General features: G+C 29.6%; 16 protein-coding genes. 3 read left to right on the top strand and 13 right to left on the bottom strand.

The features are described 5' to 3' along the window. On the bottom strand, positions 1-188 hold a 188-nt coding region (locus ACRDDE_RS08630), incomplete at its 3' end, for a PLDc N-terminal domain-containing protein (RefSeq protein WP_438626870.1). A gap of 15 nt (positions 189-203) precedes the next feature. Continuing rightward, positions 204-1,079, bottom strand: a complete 876-nt coding sequence (locus tag ACRDDE_RS08635; protein ID WP_438626871.1) for a DNA-3-methyladenine glycosylase family protein — start codon at positions 1,077-1,079, stop codon at positions 204-206. Positions 1,080-1,248: 169 nt separating this feature from the next. Between ACRDDE_RS08635 and ACRDDE_RS08640 the strand changes: the two genes are divergently transcribed. The 3 genes from ACRDDE_RS08640 to ACRDDE_RS08650 all read left to right on the top strand — a co-directional run bounded on the left by ACRDDE_RS08640 (position 1,249) and on the right by ACRDDE_RS08650 (position 3,721). Next, entirely contained in the window at positions 1,249-1,911 is a 663-nt protein-coding gene (locus ACRDDE_RS08640) for a deoxynucleoside kinase (protein ID WP_438626872.1), read from the top strand. After that, complete coding sequence (locus ACRDDE_RS08645) at positions 1,904-2,557, top strand: deoxynucleoside kinase (RefSeq protein WP_438626873.1); 654 nt, start codon at positions 1,904-1,906, stop codon at positions 2,555-2,557. Before ACRDDE_RS08640 ends, ACRDDE_RS08645 begins: the two co-directional genes overlap by 8 nt. Before the next feature lie 279 nt (positions 2,558-2,836). Next, positions 2,837-3,721, top strand: coding sequence for a LysR substrate-binding domain-containing protein (locus ACRDDE_RS08650; RefSeq protein ID WP_438626874.1), 885 nt, complete (start codon positions 2,837-2,839; stop codon positions 3,719-3,721). A gap of 425 nt (positions 3,722-4,146) precedes the next feature. On the opposite strand, the gene pyrE is transcribed toward ACRDDE_RS08650, so the two are convergent. From pyrE to cooS, 11 genes are all read right to left on the bottom strand, one after another. After that, a complete protein-coding gene (pyrE, locus tag ACRDDE_RS08655) occupies positions 4,147-4,731 on the bottom strand; it encodes an orotate phosphoribosyltransferase (RefSeq protein ID WP_021431594.1) in 585 nt (194 codons plus the stop codon). A 170-nt stretch (positions 4,732-4,901) separates the two neighbouring features. Next, a complete protein-coding gene (locus ACRDDE_RS08660) occupies positions 4,902-5,804 on the bottom strand; it encodes a dihydroorotate dehydrogenase (RefSeq protein ID WP_438626875.1) in 903 nt (300 codons plus the stop codon). Further along, positions 5,797-6,489, bottom strand: coding sequence for a dihydroorotate dehydrogenase electron transfer subunit (locus tag ACRDDE_RS08665; protein WP_025161365.1), 693 nt, complete (start codon positions 6,487-6,489; stop codon positions 5,797-5,799). The genes ACRDDE_RS08660 and ACRDDE_RS08665 overlap by 8 nt, the downstream gene beginning before the upstream one ends. Further along, on the bottom strand, positions 6,489-7,664 hold the full coding sequence (locus ACRDDE_RS08670) for a dihydroorotase (RefSeq protein WP_438626876.1): 1,176 nt from the start codon (positions 7,662-7,664) through the stop codon (positions 6,489-6,491). The genes ACRDDE_RS08665 and ACRDDE_RS08670 overlap by 1 nt, the downstream gene beginning before the upstream one ends. Beyond that, on the bottom strand, positions 7,657-8,583 hold the full coding sequence (gene pyrB / locus ACRDDE_RS08675; RefSeq protein ID WP_438626877.1) for an aspartate carbamoyltransferase: 927 nt from the start codon (positions 8,581-8,583) through the stop codon (positions 7,657-7,659). The genes ACRDDE_RS08670 and pyrB overlap by 8 nt, the downstream gene beginning before the upstream one ends. Before the next feature lie 177 nt (positions 8,584-8,760). Beyond that, positions 8,761-10,065, bottom strand: coding sequence for a C40 family peptidase (locus tag ACRDDE_RS08680; protein ID WP_438626878.1), 1,305 nt, complete (start codon positions 10,063-10,065; stop codon positions 8,761-8,763). A gap of 466 nt (positions 10,066-10,531) precedes the next feature. Beyond that, positions 10,532-11,830, bottom strand: a complete 1,299-nt coding sequence (locus tag ACRDDE_RS08685; RefSeq protein ID WP_438626879.1) for a Glu/Leu/Phe/Val family dehydrogenase — start codon at positions 11,828-11,830, stop codon at positions 10,532-10,534. Positions 11,831-11,962: 132 nt separating this feature from the next. Further along, the gene (locus ACRDDE_RS08690; protein ID WP_438626880.1) at positions 11,963-12,772 is read right to left on the bottom strand and encodes an ATP-binding protein; all 810 of its coding nucleotides are present in this window, start codon (positions 12,770-12,772) and stop codon (positions 11,963-11,965) included. A gap of 163 nt (positions 12,773-12,935) precedes the next feature. Beyond that, positions 12,936-14,168, bottom strand: a complete 1,233-nt coding sequence (locus ACRDDE_RS08695; protein WP_438626881.1) for an NAD(P)/FAD-dependent oxidoreductase — start codon at positions 14,166-14,168, stop codon at positions 12,936-12,938. After that, the gene (locus ACRDDE_RS08700; protein WP_438626882.1) at positions 14,143-14,613 is read right to left on the bottom strand and encodes a 4Fe-4S dicluster domain-containing protein; all 471 of its coding nucleotides are present in this window, start codon (positions 14,611-14,613) and stop codon (positions 14,143-14,145) included. Before ACRDDE_RS08700 ends, ACRDDE_RS08695 begins: the two co-directional genes overlap by 26 nt. Beyond that, positions 14,606-16,240: anaerobic carbon-monoxide dehydrogenase catalytic subunit (gene cooS / locus ACRDDE_RS08705; RefSeq protein ID WP_438626883.1), on the bottom strand; the 1,635-nt coding region annotated here is incomplete at its 5' end. The genes cooS and ACRDDE_RS08700, both read right to left, overlap by 8 nt.

Genomic DNA, 16,240 nt, shown 5'->3' on the forward strand with positions numbered 1-16,240 from the left:
TTTCTTATATTTCGGCCTAGCACCCCATATATAACTAGCCCAATCCCAGGAAGTACCATAAATATTAGTAACCATGCCATAGTCTTAGCTGGATCTCGATTTTCGAGTATTATATTTATAGCAACCACAATACTAGCTAGATAAGATATTCCTACATAACTTAAAACTAGTATGTCTAAAGCACTCATATACCCTCCTTATTTTTATCTTCCTATTCCCAACTCTCTAGCATAATAGAATAGATATTGTTGTGCAAATCCTGATAAATCTTCAAATTTATCTATAGCATACTTTCTTATTTTAGGCAAACTCATATCATCTTCTACATAAAATTCTTGCATAACTCTTTTTACCCATACATCAACAGGGAATGTATCATACTTTTGCATACCGAACAATGCTATACAATCGCAAACTTTTGGACCTACTCCATTAAATTCCATAAGTTTTTTTCTACAATCTTCTGTTCCTAAGTTCTCATAGTTATATACATCTTCATTTTCGCTTATAACTCTTTCTGTCGTTGCCTTTATATATTTATCTCTAAATCCTGTAGAACAAGCTCTTATATCAGCTATACTTGCTTTACTTAATTGCTGCGCTGTTGGAAAATCGTAATAATCTACTCCATTAAGCTTACCAATATAAGTTCCATACTCCCTTGATAAATTAGATATGGCTCTTTGAATCATAGGAATTCTATTATTAGATGATATTATAAATGAAATTAACATCTCCCATGGATCTTGGCGTAGAATTCTGATTCCCCATCCAAATTCTGTTGCCTTTTCTAAATACTCATCCACACTTTTTAGTTCATTTTTTATTTTTGCATAATCTGTATCTAAATCAAAGTATGGTTTCCATATTTTATTGAAATCTTCTAAATTAGTATTCTTTAAATAAACTGTATTTCCTTCTCTAGATACATTTATTACTCTACCTTTAGCTACCCCTGTATATGAACCATCATCTTCTGCTTTCCACCTAAAACATTGTCCACATTCAAATATATGCTTAGGATCAAAATCTAATGCCCCTTCTATAACCACTGAATTTTCTTTTTCATAAACTTTCATAAACTTCGCTCCTTTTTATATAAACTTATAGTTTTAATTCTACCCATATTTCGTTAAATTTAAATTAACTATTTATTTTTAATACAAATTTAATTTAAAAAGTCTAGAGTAGAATTAGTGATTCTTTTTTGCTAAAATACATAAGACATTATTTTTAGAGGGTGATTATATGAATAGTAGAGGTATATTTATAGCTATAGAAGGTCCTATAGGAGTTGGTAAAACAACATTAGCTAATATTTTAAACAATCATTTTAGCTGTACTTTACTAAGAGAAATAGTAGAAGAAAATCCATTTTTATCAAAATTTTACACAGATATTAAAGAATACGCATTACAGACGGAATCATTTTTTTTATTTAATAGAATAAAACAATTAGAAGATGCTGAGAAAAATTTATTGAGTCAAGGCACAAGTGTTGTTAGTGATTATCACATTATTAAAAATCTTATATTTGCAGGAATAACTCTTGATAATATGCAATTTTATAAATATAAACAAATGTATAATATTTTTATTAATGACCTACCTCAACCAGATATAATAATCTATCTTAACTCAAATACAGATGTATTAATGAATAGGATAGCTATGAGAGATAGAAGCTTTGAAAGACAAATGGATAGGAACTATATACAAGAATTAAGTACAGAGTATAAATATTACTTTAATCCATTATCTATAAAACATAATTTTGTAGGTAAAGAACCTCTTATATTAGAAATAGATAACTCTAATTTAGATTTTCTAAATAATGACAATGATAGAAAATTTATAATAAAAAAAGTAGAAGATGCTATTAACAGCTTAGGAGGACATGAAAATGTTTAAACTGGTAAATCAGTGTAATAAACCGTTAAATAGAGATTTATTTATAACTGTTGCCGGAAATGTTGGCGCGGGTAAATCTACACTTACTAAACTAGTTGGTGAAAAGTTAGGTTTTGAAACTCATTTTGAAAAAGTTGATGGAAATCCATACCTAGAAGATTTTTATAAAGATCAAAATACCTGGGGATTCCACTTACAATTATACTTTTTAGCTCAAAGATTCAAGCAACAAAAAGAAATAGACAGTAACGGCCTTAACAATATTCAAGATAGAAGTGTATACGAAGATGTTGAAATATTTGCTAGAAACTTATATGATAACGGGAAGATGAGTAAAAGAGATTATATAACTTATAGAGATTTATTTAATGATATGGTTCCTCACTTAAGAAGGCCAGATTTAATGATATATTTAGATGGATCTATAGACACCATCGTAAATAGAATCAATATGAGAGGCAGAGAGATGGAGAAGGCTGTTGATTTAGTTTACTGGACTAACCTTCACAACAGATATAAAAAATGGATTGCTGAATACGACCAGTCTCCTGTTCTTTATGTAAATATAAATGAAATTGACTTAAAAAATAACCCAGAACACTTAGATGCTTTATGTAATGAAATAAAAAGTTTATTACATATATAAAAATTAAAATAGTGAATTAACTAGGATAGAAATATAGTTTGTCAAATTTTTCAAATTATTTTTCTATCCTTTTTTATTATTTTTTAAAAACTCTAGTACTATATATCAAATAAATTTTAATTATTAATATTATATTTTCACATCAAGTTTTTTTATTTTTTAAATTTTTTTATTTTTTTACCTAAAACAGTATATGAAACTTATGATTATTGGTAAAATAGATATATAATTTATGAACCATTACTTTTTTTGATGATTTAATTCAAGGAGGAATTTTCAATGATAGAAGAGTTTAAAACATTTATAGCAGTTGTTGAACATCAGAATTTTACCAAAGCAGGTGAAAGTATAAATTTATCTCAACCAACAGTAAGTACTCATATAAAAAATTTAGAGAATTATTTTAATACAACTCTAATAAATAGATCTATTAAGCAGAAAAACATATCTATAACTGATAATGGGTATCTATTATATAAAAGAGCTAGAGAAATAATAACATCTATAGAGTCCGTAAAGGATGAACTAAACAGTATTTCTAGTTCAATCAAAGGTCATATAAAAATAGGAGCTAGTTTAACTATTGCCGAATACTTTTTACCTAACTTCTTAGCTGTATTTTCTGAAAAATATCCAGATATAGAAGTAGAAATGCTTGTTGAAAATACACATAAAATTTGTGAAAAAGTAAAAAGTTCAAATCTAGATATTGGGTTGGTTGAGGGAAGTCTTACTTCATTTGATTTCAATCAAAAATTCTTCTTTGAAGATAGTATGATTTTAACATTTTCTCCAGATTTAGAAATTGATTCATTAAACTTTAATATAGATTCAATAAAAAATAAAAAATGGATAGTAAGAGAAGAAGGTTCTGGAACAAGAGAATATTTAAACATATTTTTAAGTAATAATAAAATAACACCTAGACAAATAATGGTATTGGGAAGTAATCATGCTGTAAAAGAAGCTGTAAAAAGCAATCTTGGCGTATCAATTATATCTAAATTGGTAACAGACTCAGAAGGAGATTCTTTAGCAACTGTTAGTTTAAATGATACTTACAATAGATACTTCTCTTTTATAACACCAAAAGATATAAAACCATCAAGTACCACAACTTTATTTATAGATGAGTTAAATAAATTTTCAAATTTCGAAAAATAGAAAAAAATCAAAGACCTCGCAAATGTCTTATTATGTACTATACTTACGAGGTCTATTATTTAATTAATATATACTACCATTTTAAAATTATTTACACTCTCAAATTTCATAACTTATTTGATATTGATTGTATAGTTACTGTCTAAATAGTCATAACTATAGACATATAAATAATATAAACCAGCATCTGCATTATAACTATTTTTTTAATATATTATTTTCAATGCTAGGATAAGCGTTCCGAATAAAAATAAGGTAATAAATGACTAATCATTTATTACCTTATTTTCCAATCACTCAGCATAAAATATGATTTTAATTCAGTGGTAGTTATTATTTGTTGAAAGAGCTTTAAATACCACGTTCTACCGGTATTTGGCGAATGAAGCAAATATAACTACCACGAAAACTCAAAGTATATTTTATTACATACCTAGTTCTTTAAATTCTCTACTTCCTGGTTTAATTAAATCTATCTCTCCAGCTTCACATAAAGGACATCCATCAGCTTCATAAACTTGTATATCTAATTTTATTGCACTGTATATAGGCATTCCTATATCATGATTAGTTCTATCTGCTATACATGCAACCCCTATAACTTCTCCGCCTAAAGCTTCTAATGCTTTTTTTGTTTCTATTGTAGACTTACCTGTAGTAACAACATCTTCAGCTATTATTATCTTAGCCCCTGGCTTAACTTCAAATCCTCTTCTTAATTGCATTTCTCCATCTTTTCTCTCTGTGAACACAGATTCTTTTCCTAATTGTCTACCTAATTCATATGAAACTATAACTCCTCCCATAGCTGGTCCAACAACTAAATCTATTCCTAAATCTTTTATTTGATCAACTACAGTACTTAAAACTTTCTCAGCTTGATTTGGAAATCTTAAAACCTTAGCACATTGTACATATCTATTACTATGCTTTCCTGAAGATAATAAAAAGTGTCCTTCTAATAAAGCATCACATTCTTTTAATATTTCAACAACATTTACATTACTCATAATTATATTCTCCCTTATAGTTAATTTTTCTTTTTCCTCATCCACAGTAATTTTAGCGTGAGCTCAGCGAAGGATTAAGATTTACTTGTTGAAAAAGCGTTAAAGACATTTTTGAGTCTTTAGCGACTGAAACAAGAAATATTAATCCGAAGCGCCCTCATTAAAATTGCCTAAACTATACCTCTTATTTCATCTAAGCTTTTTATTCCTTCTCTATCCATATAATCTTCTATTCCTTTTATTATATCTAATCCAATTCTAGGATTTATAAAGTTTGCAGTCCCAACTTGTATACAAGTAGCTCCAACCATTATAAACTCTATAGCATCTTGCCAATTAGTTATTCCACCCATTCCCATTACTGGTATGTTTACTGCTTTACAAACTTCATGAACCATTCTTAAAGCTATAGGCTTTATTGCAGGTCCAGATAACCCAGCATATATGTTTTCAAATACCGGTTTTTTCTTATTTATATCTATAGCCATAGCTTTGAAAGTATTCACTAAAGATATACCGTCTGCACCTTCTTCCTCACATACTTTTGCCATCCCAACTATATCCTCAGCATTAGGTGATAATTTTACAACTAACGGTAGTTTAGTTTTTGCTCTTACAGCTCTTACAACTTCTCTTGCAACCTCGTTTTTTATCCCAAAAGCCATACCTCCTGCCTTAACGTTCGGACAAGAAATATTTAATTCTATCATATCTATAGGTTGATCGTTTAGTAACTCTACACCTCTTATATAGTCATCTAACGTTCCTCCACCTAAATTTGCAATTCTAACCGTATCTAGTTCTTTAAAAAACTGAAGTTCATTTTCTATAAATCCTTTTACTCCAGGATTTTCAAGTCCTACACTATTCATCATCCCTGATGGAGTTTCGTGAACTCGCATACCTTTATTTCCATCTCTTTTTTCCAATGTAAGGCCTTTACTACTTATTCCACCTAATTTTTCTATATCATAAATTTCTGCATATTCTTTTCCAAACCCAAAAGTTCCAGATGCCATAACTAAAGGATTTTTAAATTCTATATTCCCGAATTTAACATTTAAATTAGCCATTGAATATCACGTCCTCTCCCCAGAACACTGGACCATCTTTGCATGTTTTTTTATTTCCAAATTTAGTTTTACAAGTACAAACTAAGCAAGCTCCTACTCCACATGCCATATGATTTTCTAAAGATACCATTATCTTCGTGTTAGTTCCTTCTGTCATCTTTACTAACTTTTCCATCATGGGTGTAGGCCCACAAGTTAATATATAATCATATTTTTCTACATCTAATATATCTGTAACAAAAGTGTCTCCTATAGCTATGTTTACTTCATTACAAACTTCATTGTATTCTTCTTCTAATATAGCTTCTTTTCTGAATCCTAGGTATGCATCACAGTTTTCAATATTCTTAGCTACTAGGTATAGTGGAGCTATACCTATGCCTCCTCCTACTAACGCAACTTTCCCTTTTACATTTTCATATCCATTTCCATAAGGGCCTTCTAATTTAATTTCATCATTTACTCTTAAATTGCTTAATATTTTAGTTCCTTCTCCCACAACTTTATATAAAAAAGATATACTGTCTTCATTTACATCATGAACACTTATCGGTCTTGAAAGTAGTGGGTATGTATCCCAAGCTCTAAGCATATAAAATTGACCCATCTTAGCTTCAAATTTACCCTCTACCTTCATAAAATACATATCTTCGCCTATATATTTATTTTCTAAAATTTTGTACATTATTGCATATCCCCCTTTACGTCATACATAACTCTTCCATCTCTTATAGTCATTATTATTTTCCCTCTAACTTTTTGACCATCAAATGGATTGTTTTTTCCTTTAGATATAAATTTAGATACATCTATAACTTCTTCTTGTTCCGAATCTACTATAACTAAGTCCGCTCTTAAACCTTCTTTTATTAATCCTTGGTTTAATCCTAGTAATTTAGCAGGGTTTGCACTCATCATCTCACTTAATTTATTTAAAGATATATTATTTTCATTAAATACTTTGTTTACCATTTGGAATGCAACTTCTATATTAGATATTCCAGGAGCTCCCTTTTCTTTGTCTTCTTTTGTATGGGGCGCATGATCCGTTCCTATCATATCTATATATCCATCTTTTATTCCTTGTATTAGGTATTTCATATCTTCTTCCTCTGCAAAAGCTGGATTAACTCTATATTCTAGTCCATATCCGAATATATGATGAGGTCCTACCTCACAAGTAAACTTATATCCATCATTTTTATACTTTTTAATTTCATCTAAAGTGTCTTTTAAACTTATATGACAGATATGAAGATTTCCTCCAACCTCTTTAAGCAAGTTCAAATCTCGTTTTACTATTTCAAACTCTGGTTGACAATGAGTCAGAACTTTAAAATCTAATTCTTTAGATAAACTAAGTGCATCTCTCATTATTTTTTCATTGTGAAGAGTATATCCATCATCAGAGAATAAGTCTGTATACGTTCTCATCTTTTCTATGTCTATAATTTCTTCACCTTCAAGGTTTTCTGTTATAGCGCAAACTTGCTTTATATCACATAAATCTAATTTCCTAGCTTTATTTAACACATATTCCATGACTTGCTCATTATCACAAACTGGCTTAGTATTTGCCATTGGACAAAGTACTGTGAATCCACCTTTTAATGCTGCTTTTTGTCCTGTCTCTAAATCTTCTTTATGTGTTAATCCCGGGTCTCTTAAGTGTGTGTGCAAATCTATAAATGCCGGCATTAAAATTTTATTTTTTCCATCTATAATTTTTAGACCTTCTATGTCAGTAGTCTTTATATTCGAGTCTATTTTAGAAATCTTACCATTCTCAATAAGCAAATCTCCTTTAAAATTCATACTAGAATCAATCATTTTTACGTTTTTTATAAGAAGTTTACTCATTTGCATCTACCCCCAGAAGTTTCATTATTAATGCCATTCTAACGTACATTCCATATTTTGCTTGATTGAAATATACCGCTCTATCATCTTTATCTACTTCTGTATCAATTTCATTTACTCTTGGTAATGGATGCATAACTAACATATCTGGTTTAGCTTTTTTCATTTTTTCTGTTGTTAATATATAATAATCTTTAAGTCTTTCATATTGTTCTTGATCTTCAAATCTTTCTCTTTGAACTCTAGTCATATAAAGAACATCTAAATCCTCTATAACCTCATCTAGACTATTAGTTTCTATATATTCGTGCCCAGCTATAAATTCTTTTATATATTGAGGCATTTCTAACTCTTTAGGTGATATAAATACAAATTTAGTATTTTTATATCTTGCCATAGCTTTAACCAGTGAATGTACTGTTCTTCCGTTTTTTAAATCTCCACATAATCCGATAGTGTGATTTTCTAAATTTCCTTTAAGTGATTTTATTGTAAGAATATCTGTAAGTGTTTGAGTTGGATGTTGATTTCCTCCGTCTCCTGCATTTATAAATGGTACTCTAGCAAACCTTGACGCCTCCAAAGCTGAACCGGCTCTTGGGTGTCTCATGACTATAGCATCAGCATAACAAGATACTGTTTCCATAGTGTCTTCTAATGTTTCGCCTTTTGCTGTTGATGAAGAATTTGGTTCTGAAAAGCCAATTACCTTTCCACCTAATCTGTTCATTGCAGCTTCAAAGCTAAATCTTGTTCTTGTTGATGGTTCATAAAATAAAGTTGCTAGTAAATTACCTTCACAAACTCGTGAGTATTTTGACGGATTGTCAATTATATTTTGAGATAAAGATAGAATTTCATCTATTTCATTTATCGAAAAGTCTTCTGGTTGGATTAAATTTCTTCCCTGTAATTTCATATATGTTCCTCCTTTTTTAGCCTCTCTGGACTAAATTTAAAAGTATTTTTATTTTTTTCTTTTATAGAATATTATCACCTTTAAGAAACGATGTCAATATGAGTTTATAAAAAATCGGCCTTACTTAAGCAAAAAAAAAGGATATATTTAAATAAATATATCCTTTTAAATCCTATATTATAAAACTCTCTTAGCTCCTACATAAGCATTTTGCCAGTAAGATGAGTTTATGTTAGTAACTTTAACAACATCTCCTGAATTTGGTGCATGAACCATGTTTCCTCCACCAACATATATACCAACGTGACTTACTCCTCCGCCACCAGTTGCGAAGAATACTAAGTCTCCTGCTTGTAAATTAGCTTTGCTTACAGATCTACCAACTCCGTACTGAGAAGATGAAGTTCTTGGTAAAGATACTCCTGCAGCATTTCTAAATACATATGAAGTAAGTCCTGAACAGTCAAAGCTGTTAGGCCCTTCAGCTCCCCAAACATAAGGAGATCCTAATTTACCATAAGCCATACTAACTACAGCAGAAGCTGCATCTGTATTAGTTGATGGCTTTTCTTCTTCACTTGAGTTATTGTTGTTGTCATTATTATTGTTATTATTGTTGTTGTTGTTGTTATTGTTATTATTATTATTATTTGTATTATCGTTATTATCTACATTACTGTTGTTATCATTATTATTGTTGCTATTGTTATCATTATTATTTTCGTCATTATCTACATTATTGTTGCTGTTGTTATTATTGTTATTGTCATTGTTAGTTGTACTGTTGTCATTGTTATCTTCAACAGCATCATTATTGTTGTTATTATTGTTTTCAACATTGTTGCTTTCATTTTCATTATTAGCATCATTGTTTGTTGTTTGATTGTTATCAGATACTTGTCCATCATTTTGATCTTTAACATCTGATTGAGTATTTTCTTCTTCTACTACTGGAGCTTTATCAGATACGTATAAATCTCTTACAAATCCTTCATTTTCTCCATTTTTAACTTTTACCCAGTTACCTTCAGTTGCTAAAACTTGAACTTTTGTAGAAGCTGGTAAATTATCTTTTACATCAGACTCTACATGAGCATCTTTTCTTAAGTTTACTTTATCTGCTGTTATATAAGCATTAGCTGCTTTAACATCAACATATCTAGATGCTATCCATCCTTCAGTTTCATCATCTAATTGAACTTTATACCATCCATCTTGCTCTCCAACTATTTTAAATTGGTCACCTGTGTATGCTATAGTTTGAACTGATCCTTGCTTTCTTACTTTTACAGCAACTCCATCTTTAACTTCTGCAACTTTAAAATCTACATCTTTGTAGTCTTTTAAGTTTATTACATTCTTTTCATTAACGTCTTTTTTATCTGTTGCCTTCTCAACTTTTGCATCGTCTGCATGCGCTATCCCGTTCATTGATAATGCCATAAATGATGCAAATACTGGTACTAATATTTTTCTCTTCATAATGTTTTTCCCTCCAAAAATTCACCATAAGTATTCTTACGTGTTATTTTCATAGCTGAAACCTATGTAGGATAAAATACTAATACACAAGATATTTTCATTTTTGTATTTATATGTCACAACTTTGTAACTGTTTTGTAAATAATTGTTACAAGTTATATAGTATTCTTATATTAACAATATTTAACTTATATCTTGTATATAATATTTAAAAATTTATTATTTTATCCAAAAATAACTTTTAATATACATTTTTATATTAATTATATACTATTTTTTTCAAAAAGTAAATAAATTTGGATATTTTAGCAGATATTAGCATGCAATTTTTTATATCTAGTATATAAATTTTTTTATATGCTTTTTTTATTTTTTGCATAAAAATAAAAGTGTACATTTTTTCAGCATAAAACTGATTAAATGTACACTTTTTCATTCTAAATTTTCTTTATTTTAATCTTATTTATTAAGCTAAAGATGTAGCTTCTTTTTTAGCATCTTCTTTAACAGGAGCTTCTGTATACCATCCTCTTAATTTCATAGCATCAGCTATTCTCTTAATTGACATCATGTATGCAGCTGTTCTCATTTCAACATTATGATCTCCTGCTAATGTCCATATTTCTTCAAATGCTTTTTTCATTAAAGCTCTTTGTTTTTCTTGAACTTCGTCAAAACTCCAGTTGTATCTCATTAAGTTTTGAACCCATTCAAAGTAAGAAACTGTAACTCCACCACTATTAGCTAATATATCTGGTACTAAAGTTATTCCTTTTTCAAATAGTATTTTATCTGCTTCTGGAGTAGTTGGTCCATTAGCTCCTTCACATACTATTTTAGCTTTTATATCTCCAGCATTTGCTGAAGTTATTTGATTTTCTAGTGCACAAGGCATTAATACGTCAACTTCTGCAGTTATTACACTTTGGTCAACAGCTTCTGCACCTGGGAATCCTTTTATACATCTATGTTCTTTATTGTAAGCCATTAAAGCTTTCATATCTATTCCATCTTTATTATATATAGTTCCTGTATGGTCTTCTACATATATTACTTTAGCTCCTGCTTCATCTATGTACATACCAGCGAAGCTTCCAACATTACCAAATCCTTGAAGTCCTACAGTAACATTAGATACATCTATTCCTTTTTTCTTAGCTGCTTCCATTGCAATTGTAGCAACTCCATATCCTGTAGCTTCATTTCTAGCTAAAGATCCATAGAAATCAACTGGTTTTCCAGTAAATACTCCTGGTTGGAATTCTCCTGTAACATTTGCATATTCATCAACCATCCAAGCCATTATTTGTCCATTTGTATTAACATCTGGAGCTGGTATATCTTCTTTTTCTCCTATTATTGGAGCTATTGACTTAGCAAATCCTCTAGATATTCTTTCTAACTCAGCTTGAGAGAATTCTGTAGGATCGATGGCCATACCACCTTTACCTCCACCATAAGGTATTCCTACTACTGAACACTTGAAAGTCATCCAAGTAGATAAAGCTTTAACCTCGTCCATACAAACTGCTGGATGGAATCTTAATCCTCCTTTAAATGGTCCACAAGCATTATTATGTTGTGATCTATATCCTGTAAATGTTCTTACAGTCCCATCATCCATTTTAATTGGGAATGATACTTCTAACACTCTCATTGGATTTTTTAATATTTCATATACTGCTGGATCTGCCCCTAATTTATCGCAAGCAGTTTTTACTTGAGATCTTGCTATCTCTAGAACATTTAAAGTTTTTTCAGCCATTTTAAAAGCCCCCTTAAAAATATTTTAATTTTTTAAATCCCCTTTATTGTTTGTCGGAAAATGATTTCCTTCACTTACAGTTTGATTATAACACAGTTTTTTATGTATTTGTATAAAATTTCTATTAGTTTTTTATTTAACACTTTTTATCTTGTTTACTCTTATATCCAGCCTACTTACATTTATTAAAGTAACATCATATAATGCCTTTATTATATGTTCTTGAAGCTTAAATATAGTTTCAATTGAGTTAAATAAATCTAATTCTAAAATAATAAATATTTCTAAATTTCCTTTTTTATTGTTAAATTTTACTGAATTAATTTTGCTTATATAATCAAATTTTGATAGTTCAAAAAATATTATTTGATTTATTGCATTTTTTTTAATATAAAAATTCCCAATATAGCTAAATGTAGGTCTAATAATAGTTTTTTCAACTAATATAGATTCTTTATTTTCTCTTTTAAATAATTTTTTAATCGGATTTATACTAAGTCCACTAGCAATAGATTTAACTTCTAATGTTGGAAGAGGTATTATGTGATTTCCTTTACTCCTCCACTCTTTAGCAATATCTATTTCTTCTTGTGTGGATATTTCATTTATATAAACAGTTTTATATATTTTCCCTAAATTTAATTTACTAGCTATCTGATTTACCATTTTATCTGATGTTCCTATTATTAAAATAGACTTTATATTTTCTTCCACTATTTTAAATTTCACTTCATTTCTATGGTTTTCATCGTGAAATATAGCTCTTTTAACTGCCTGAATTTTGGTACTTGCTTGTTTTGCTGATATTCCAGCAATTATTTTATTCTTAAAAATTAAAATTCCATCATCTATTATATAGTTTATATTTTTTTCATAGGCTAACTCTAATGCTTTGTAACTTTTTCCAGAACCACTCTCTCCTACTAATGCATAAACCTTCATACGCCACTCCTATAATATTTATATATTTAAATTGGGGCATCCCAAAACAAATGGCGAAGGATAAATAAAAATTTTAGCGACCTTCAAAGCATCTTTTCAGCTTTGGGAGCAAAACTTTAATTTATCCTTCGCACCTCATTATTTTGAGATACCCCATTTAATACTATATATTATAGCAAAACTCTCCATTTCCTTTAATACAAAAGAAATCTGCATATCCTATGTCAAAAATTCTTTTTTCTAAATCTGGTATTTCTATATTATTTTTTATCAAATAAGTAAGAGCTCCTACATAAGATATATCTCCTTGAATTATTGCTCCTTTGATAACATTATCTTTTATTATAAATTTTTTATATCCTGTTTCATCTTTTCTAACACTTACTATACAGTCTTCACCTTCCATATCTATTACACCTAGAGAAACTGTAGGTATGCCTAGAAAATTCATTGTGTTTCTATATACAAATGAATCATTTATTTTTTCTTCTTTCCCCGTCATATTATAAGCAGCTACTATTCCTTGCTTAACAGCTAATGGCCAGATTGCATTTTTACCAACAACATCACCTGCTGCAAATATATCTTTTGCAGTAGTTTTACAGTTTTCATCTATGATTATTCCTCTGTCATAACTTATAAAATCTTTATTTATAAATTCAGCATTTGGAATAACCCCTGTTGCTACAATTGCCATATCACATTCTATATAAGTTTCATCATCTAATACTACTCCAATTATATTTTCATTATTATCCATGCAAATTTCCTTAACACTTGCACCCTTAAAGAATTTCGTACCTAATTCTTTAAATTTATTTTCATACACTGATGCAGAGTATTCGTCTAACTGCCTATTTAGTATAAAAGGTTCTCTATATATTACAGATATATCTAAATTTTTATATTCTAATAATCCTATAAGGGCATCTATTCCTACGAGTCCAGCTCCTAATATAGCTATTTTTTTGCATTTTTTTGCTTTTTCTTTTATTTCATAAGCATCTTCTATATTTCTAAGTCCATATACATATTTTGCTTGTTTTAAGTTTTTTATAGGAGGCATAGCTGATGATGCACCTGTTGCAATTAATAGTTTATCATATTTAACTTTTTCACCAGTTTCTATTATAGATACTTCTTTATTTTCTATATCTATATTATTTACAGTACATGACTTTTTCCAACTTATATTATATTTTTCATCAAATTTAGTTTCTACAAAGTTTAAGCTATCTAATGTTCTATGTTCAGATATAATATGATGTAACATACATCTTGAGTAAATATGTTCGTCTTTTGATATTAATGTTATATTAGCTTTTTCATCTAACTCCCTTAATACTTTTATAGCGTTAATGCCTGCCGCACTAGCACCCAGAACTACATAATTCATTTTTTACCTCCTCCTGTAGCGTTATTGCTCCAGTTGGACAATTAGCTACACACTTGGGATATCCTATACTTTCACACATATCACATTTTAAAATAGTTTGTTTTGTTTTATCATCAGGCTTTAAAAGTCCATATGGACATGCCATAACGCACATATAACAAACTCCACACTTATCTTTGTCATAACTTACTATTCCACTTTCTTTATTTTTTGTCATAGCTCCACTCATGCATGTTAGTACACACTCTGGAGTTTCACAATGTCTACAAATGATAGGAATTGGATTATTAAATTTGTTTAACTCTATGTGGTTTCTACTTTCGTTATCTAGGTCTTCTAAATCTAAAGAGTACATATCTTTTTGTAAATCGTTTCTTAACATGCATGCTAAAACACAACTCTTACATCCGGTACATAATTCTTTATTAATTAGAATCCTATGCATAACATTCCACATCCTTTAGGCCTAATTTTTCTCTTCTGTCTATAATTATTTTTTCTAATGTATCAGCTGAAGATACAACATCTGAATCAACTATAACATGACCTCCAGTTATATCTTTTAACCCTTCAGTTAAAACTTGTGTCACTAATTTACCACCTGTTATAAATGGCGGTAATGCTAAATGAAGAGGCAATCCTAACGCTAATCCAAATGCTCCATCTGCTAAAGCTTGTTCTTCTAACCATTGAGGTGCAGATAAAATTAGTGGAAGCTGAGGTATATCTATTTCTAATTCTTTAGCTATTTCAGTAGCAACTATTTCAAGTCTTCCTATAGCTAAACATGGACCGAAGTTCAATACTGGTGGTATTCCTAAAGATTTACAAACTTCTTTTAAATTCTCGCCTGCTAATTCTTCCGCTCCAGGAGACATTAATCCAACATTTTCTAAGCCTCCAGTTGAACACCCTGCAGATAAAACAATTATATCTCTTTTTATAAGTTCTTTAGTTAATTCTACAGTAAATACATCGTGTCCTTTTGCAGTCATATTTGAACATCCAACAACTGCTGCTATTCCTTTTATTTTGCCCTCTGCAATTAAGTTTATAAGAGGTTTCCACGAACCACCTAAGAAGGCCTTTAAGTTTTTCTCACTTACACCTGTTAATGAAACATCATATCCGTGGTCACTAGGTATGTCTATTTCAACTTCACCTCTTCTTGATTTATAACTTATTAAGGCTTCATTTATTAATTTTTCTGAAATTGATTCTATATTTTCTCTATCGAATGGCACATATTCTGCATTAACTTTTTTAGCTACGTCATCTAAACAAACCATTTTTACTTTATATTTATCTGCTATAGGCTCTATACCTGGTATAGTACAGTTAAATTCAGATGCAATCATATCTATTGCTCCTGTAGAAAGTACAGCCTCACTTGTAAAGTTATTTCCAGCATGACCTGCAAATACCTCTTGATAGTGCTCACCTCTTAACTGTAAATCTTGACCTACACAAGTACATCCAACTAATCTAAATCCTTTTGCTCCTGCTTCTTTTGCTAATTTGACAACATCTTCATCTTTCAATCTATCTTGGAAGTGAGCAAATGTTGAATGTTGATGTCCTGTTATCATTATATTTATATAATCTTTATCTATAACTCTAAATCCTACAGGTGCAGTTCTTATAACTGGTTCTCCTAAAATAACATCGTTTAAAAGATTAGTTAGTGTAAGTCCATATAATCCTGTAGATATTCCTAAATTTAAGCAATTTATAAGCATATCAACAGGGTCACTATTTAAATTTGTAGATGACTTAACTATTGCATCAAAAACTTCTGACTTAGCTCCTCCTGGCATTATTCCTATTTCTTTCCACTTGTTAACTCTTGGAGCATAAGCTATTTTCTCTACTAACTCCATTTTATCATCTCTAGCTTTATATAAATCATCTAAAACCTTTTGTGCAACTTTTATACATTTTTCATGTCTATCATTAGCTTCAACCCCAAATATTTCAGCTAATTCATCTATTGTTTTTTCTCCCTTTATTATTCCTTTATCTTCACCTAATTTTTTCAAGTTTCTAGCTGTATTTTCAACAACATGCAGATA

Origin of the sequence: Paraclostridium sp. (assembly GCF_051656405.1) — a bacterium.
In the GTDB taxonomy this organism is placed as follows: Bacteria; Bacillota; Clostridia; order Peptostreptococcales; family Peptostreptococcaceae; genus Paraclostridium.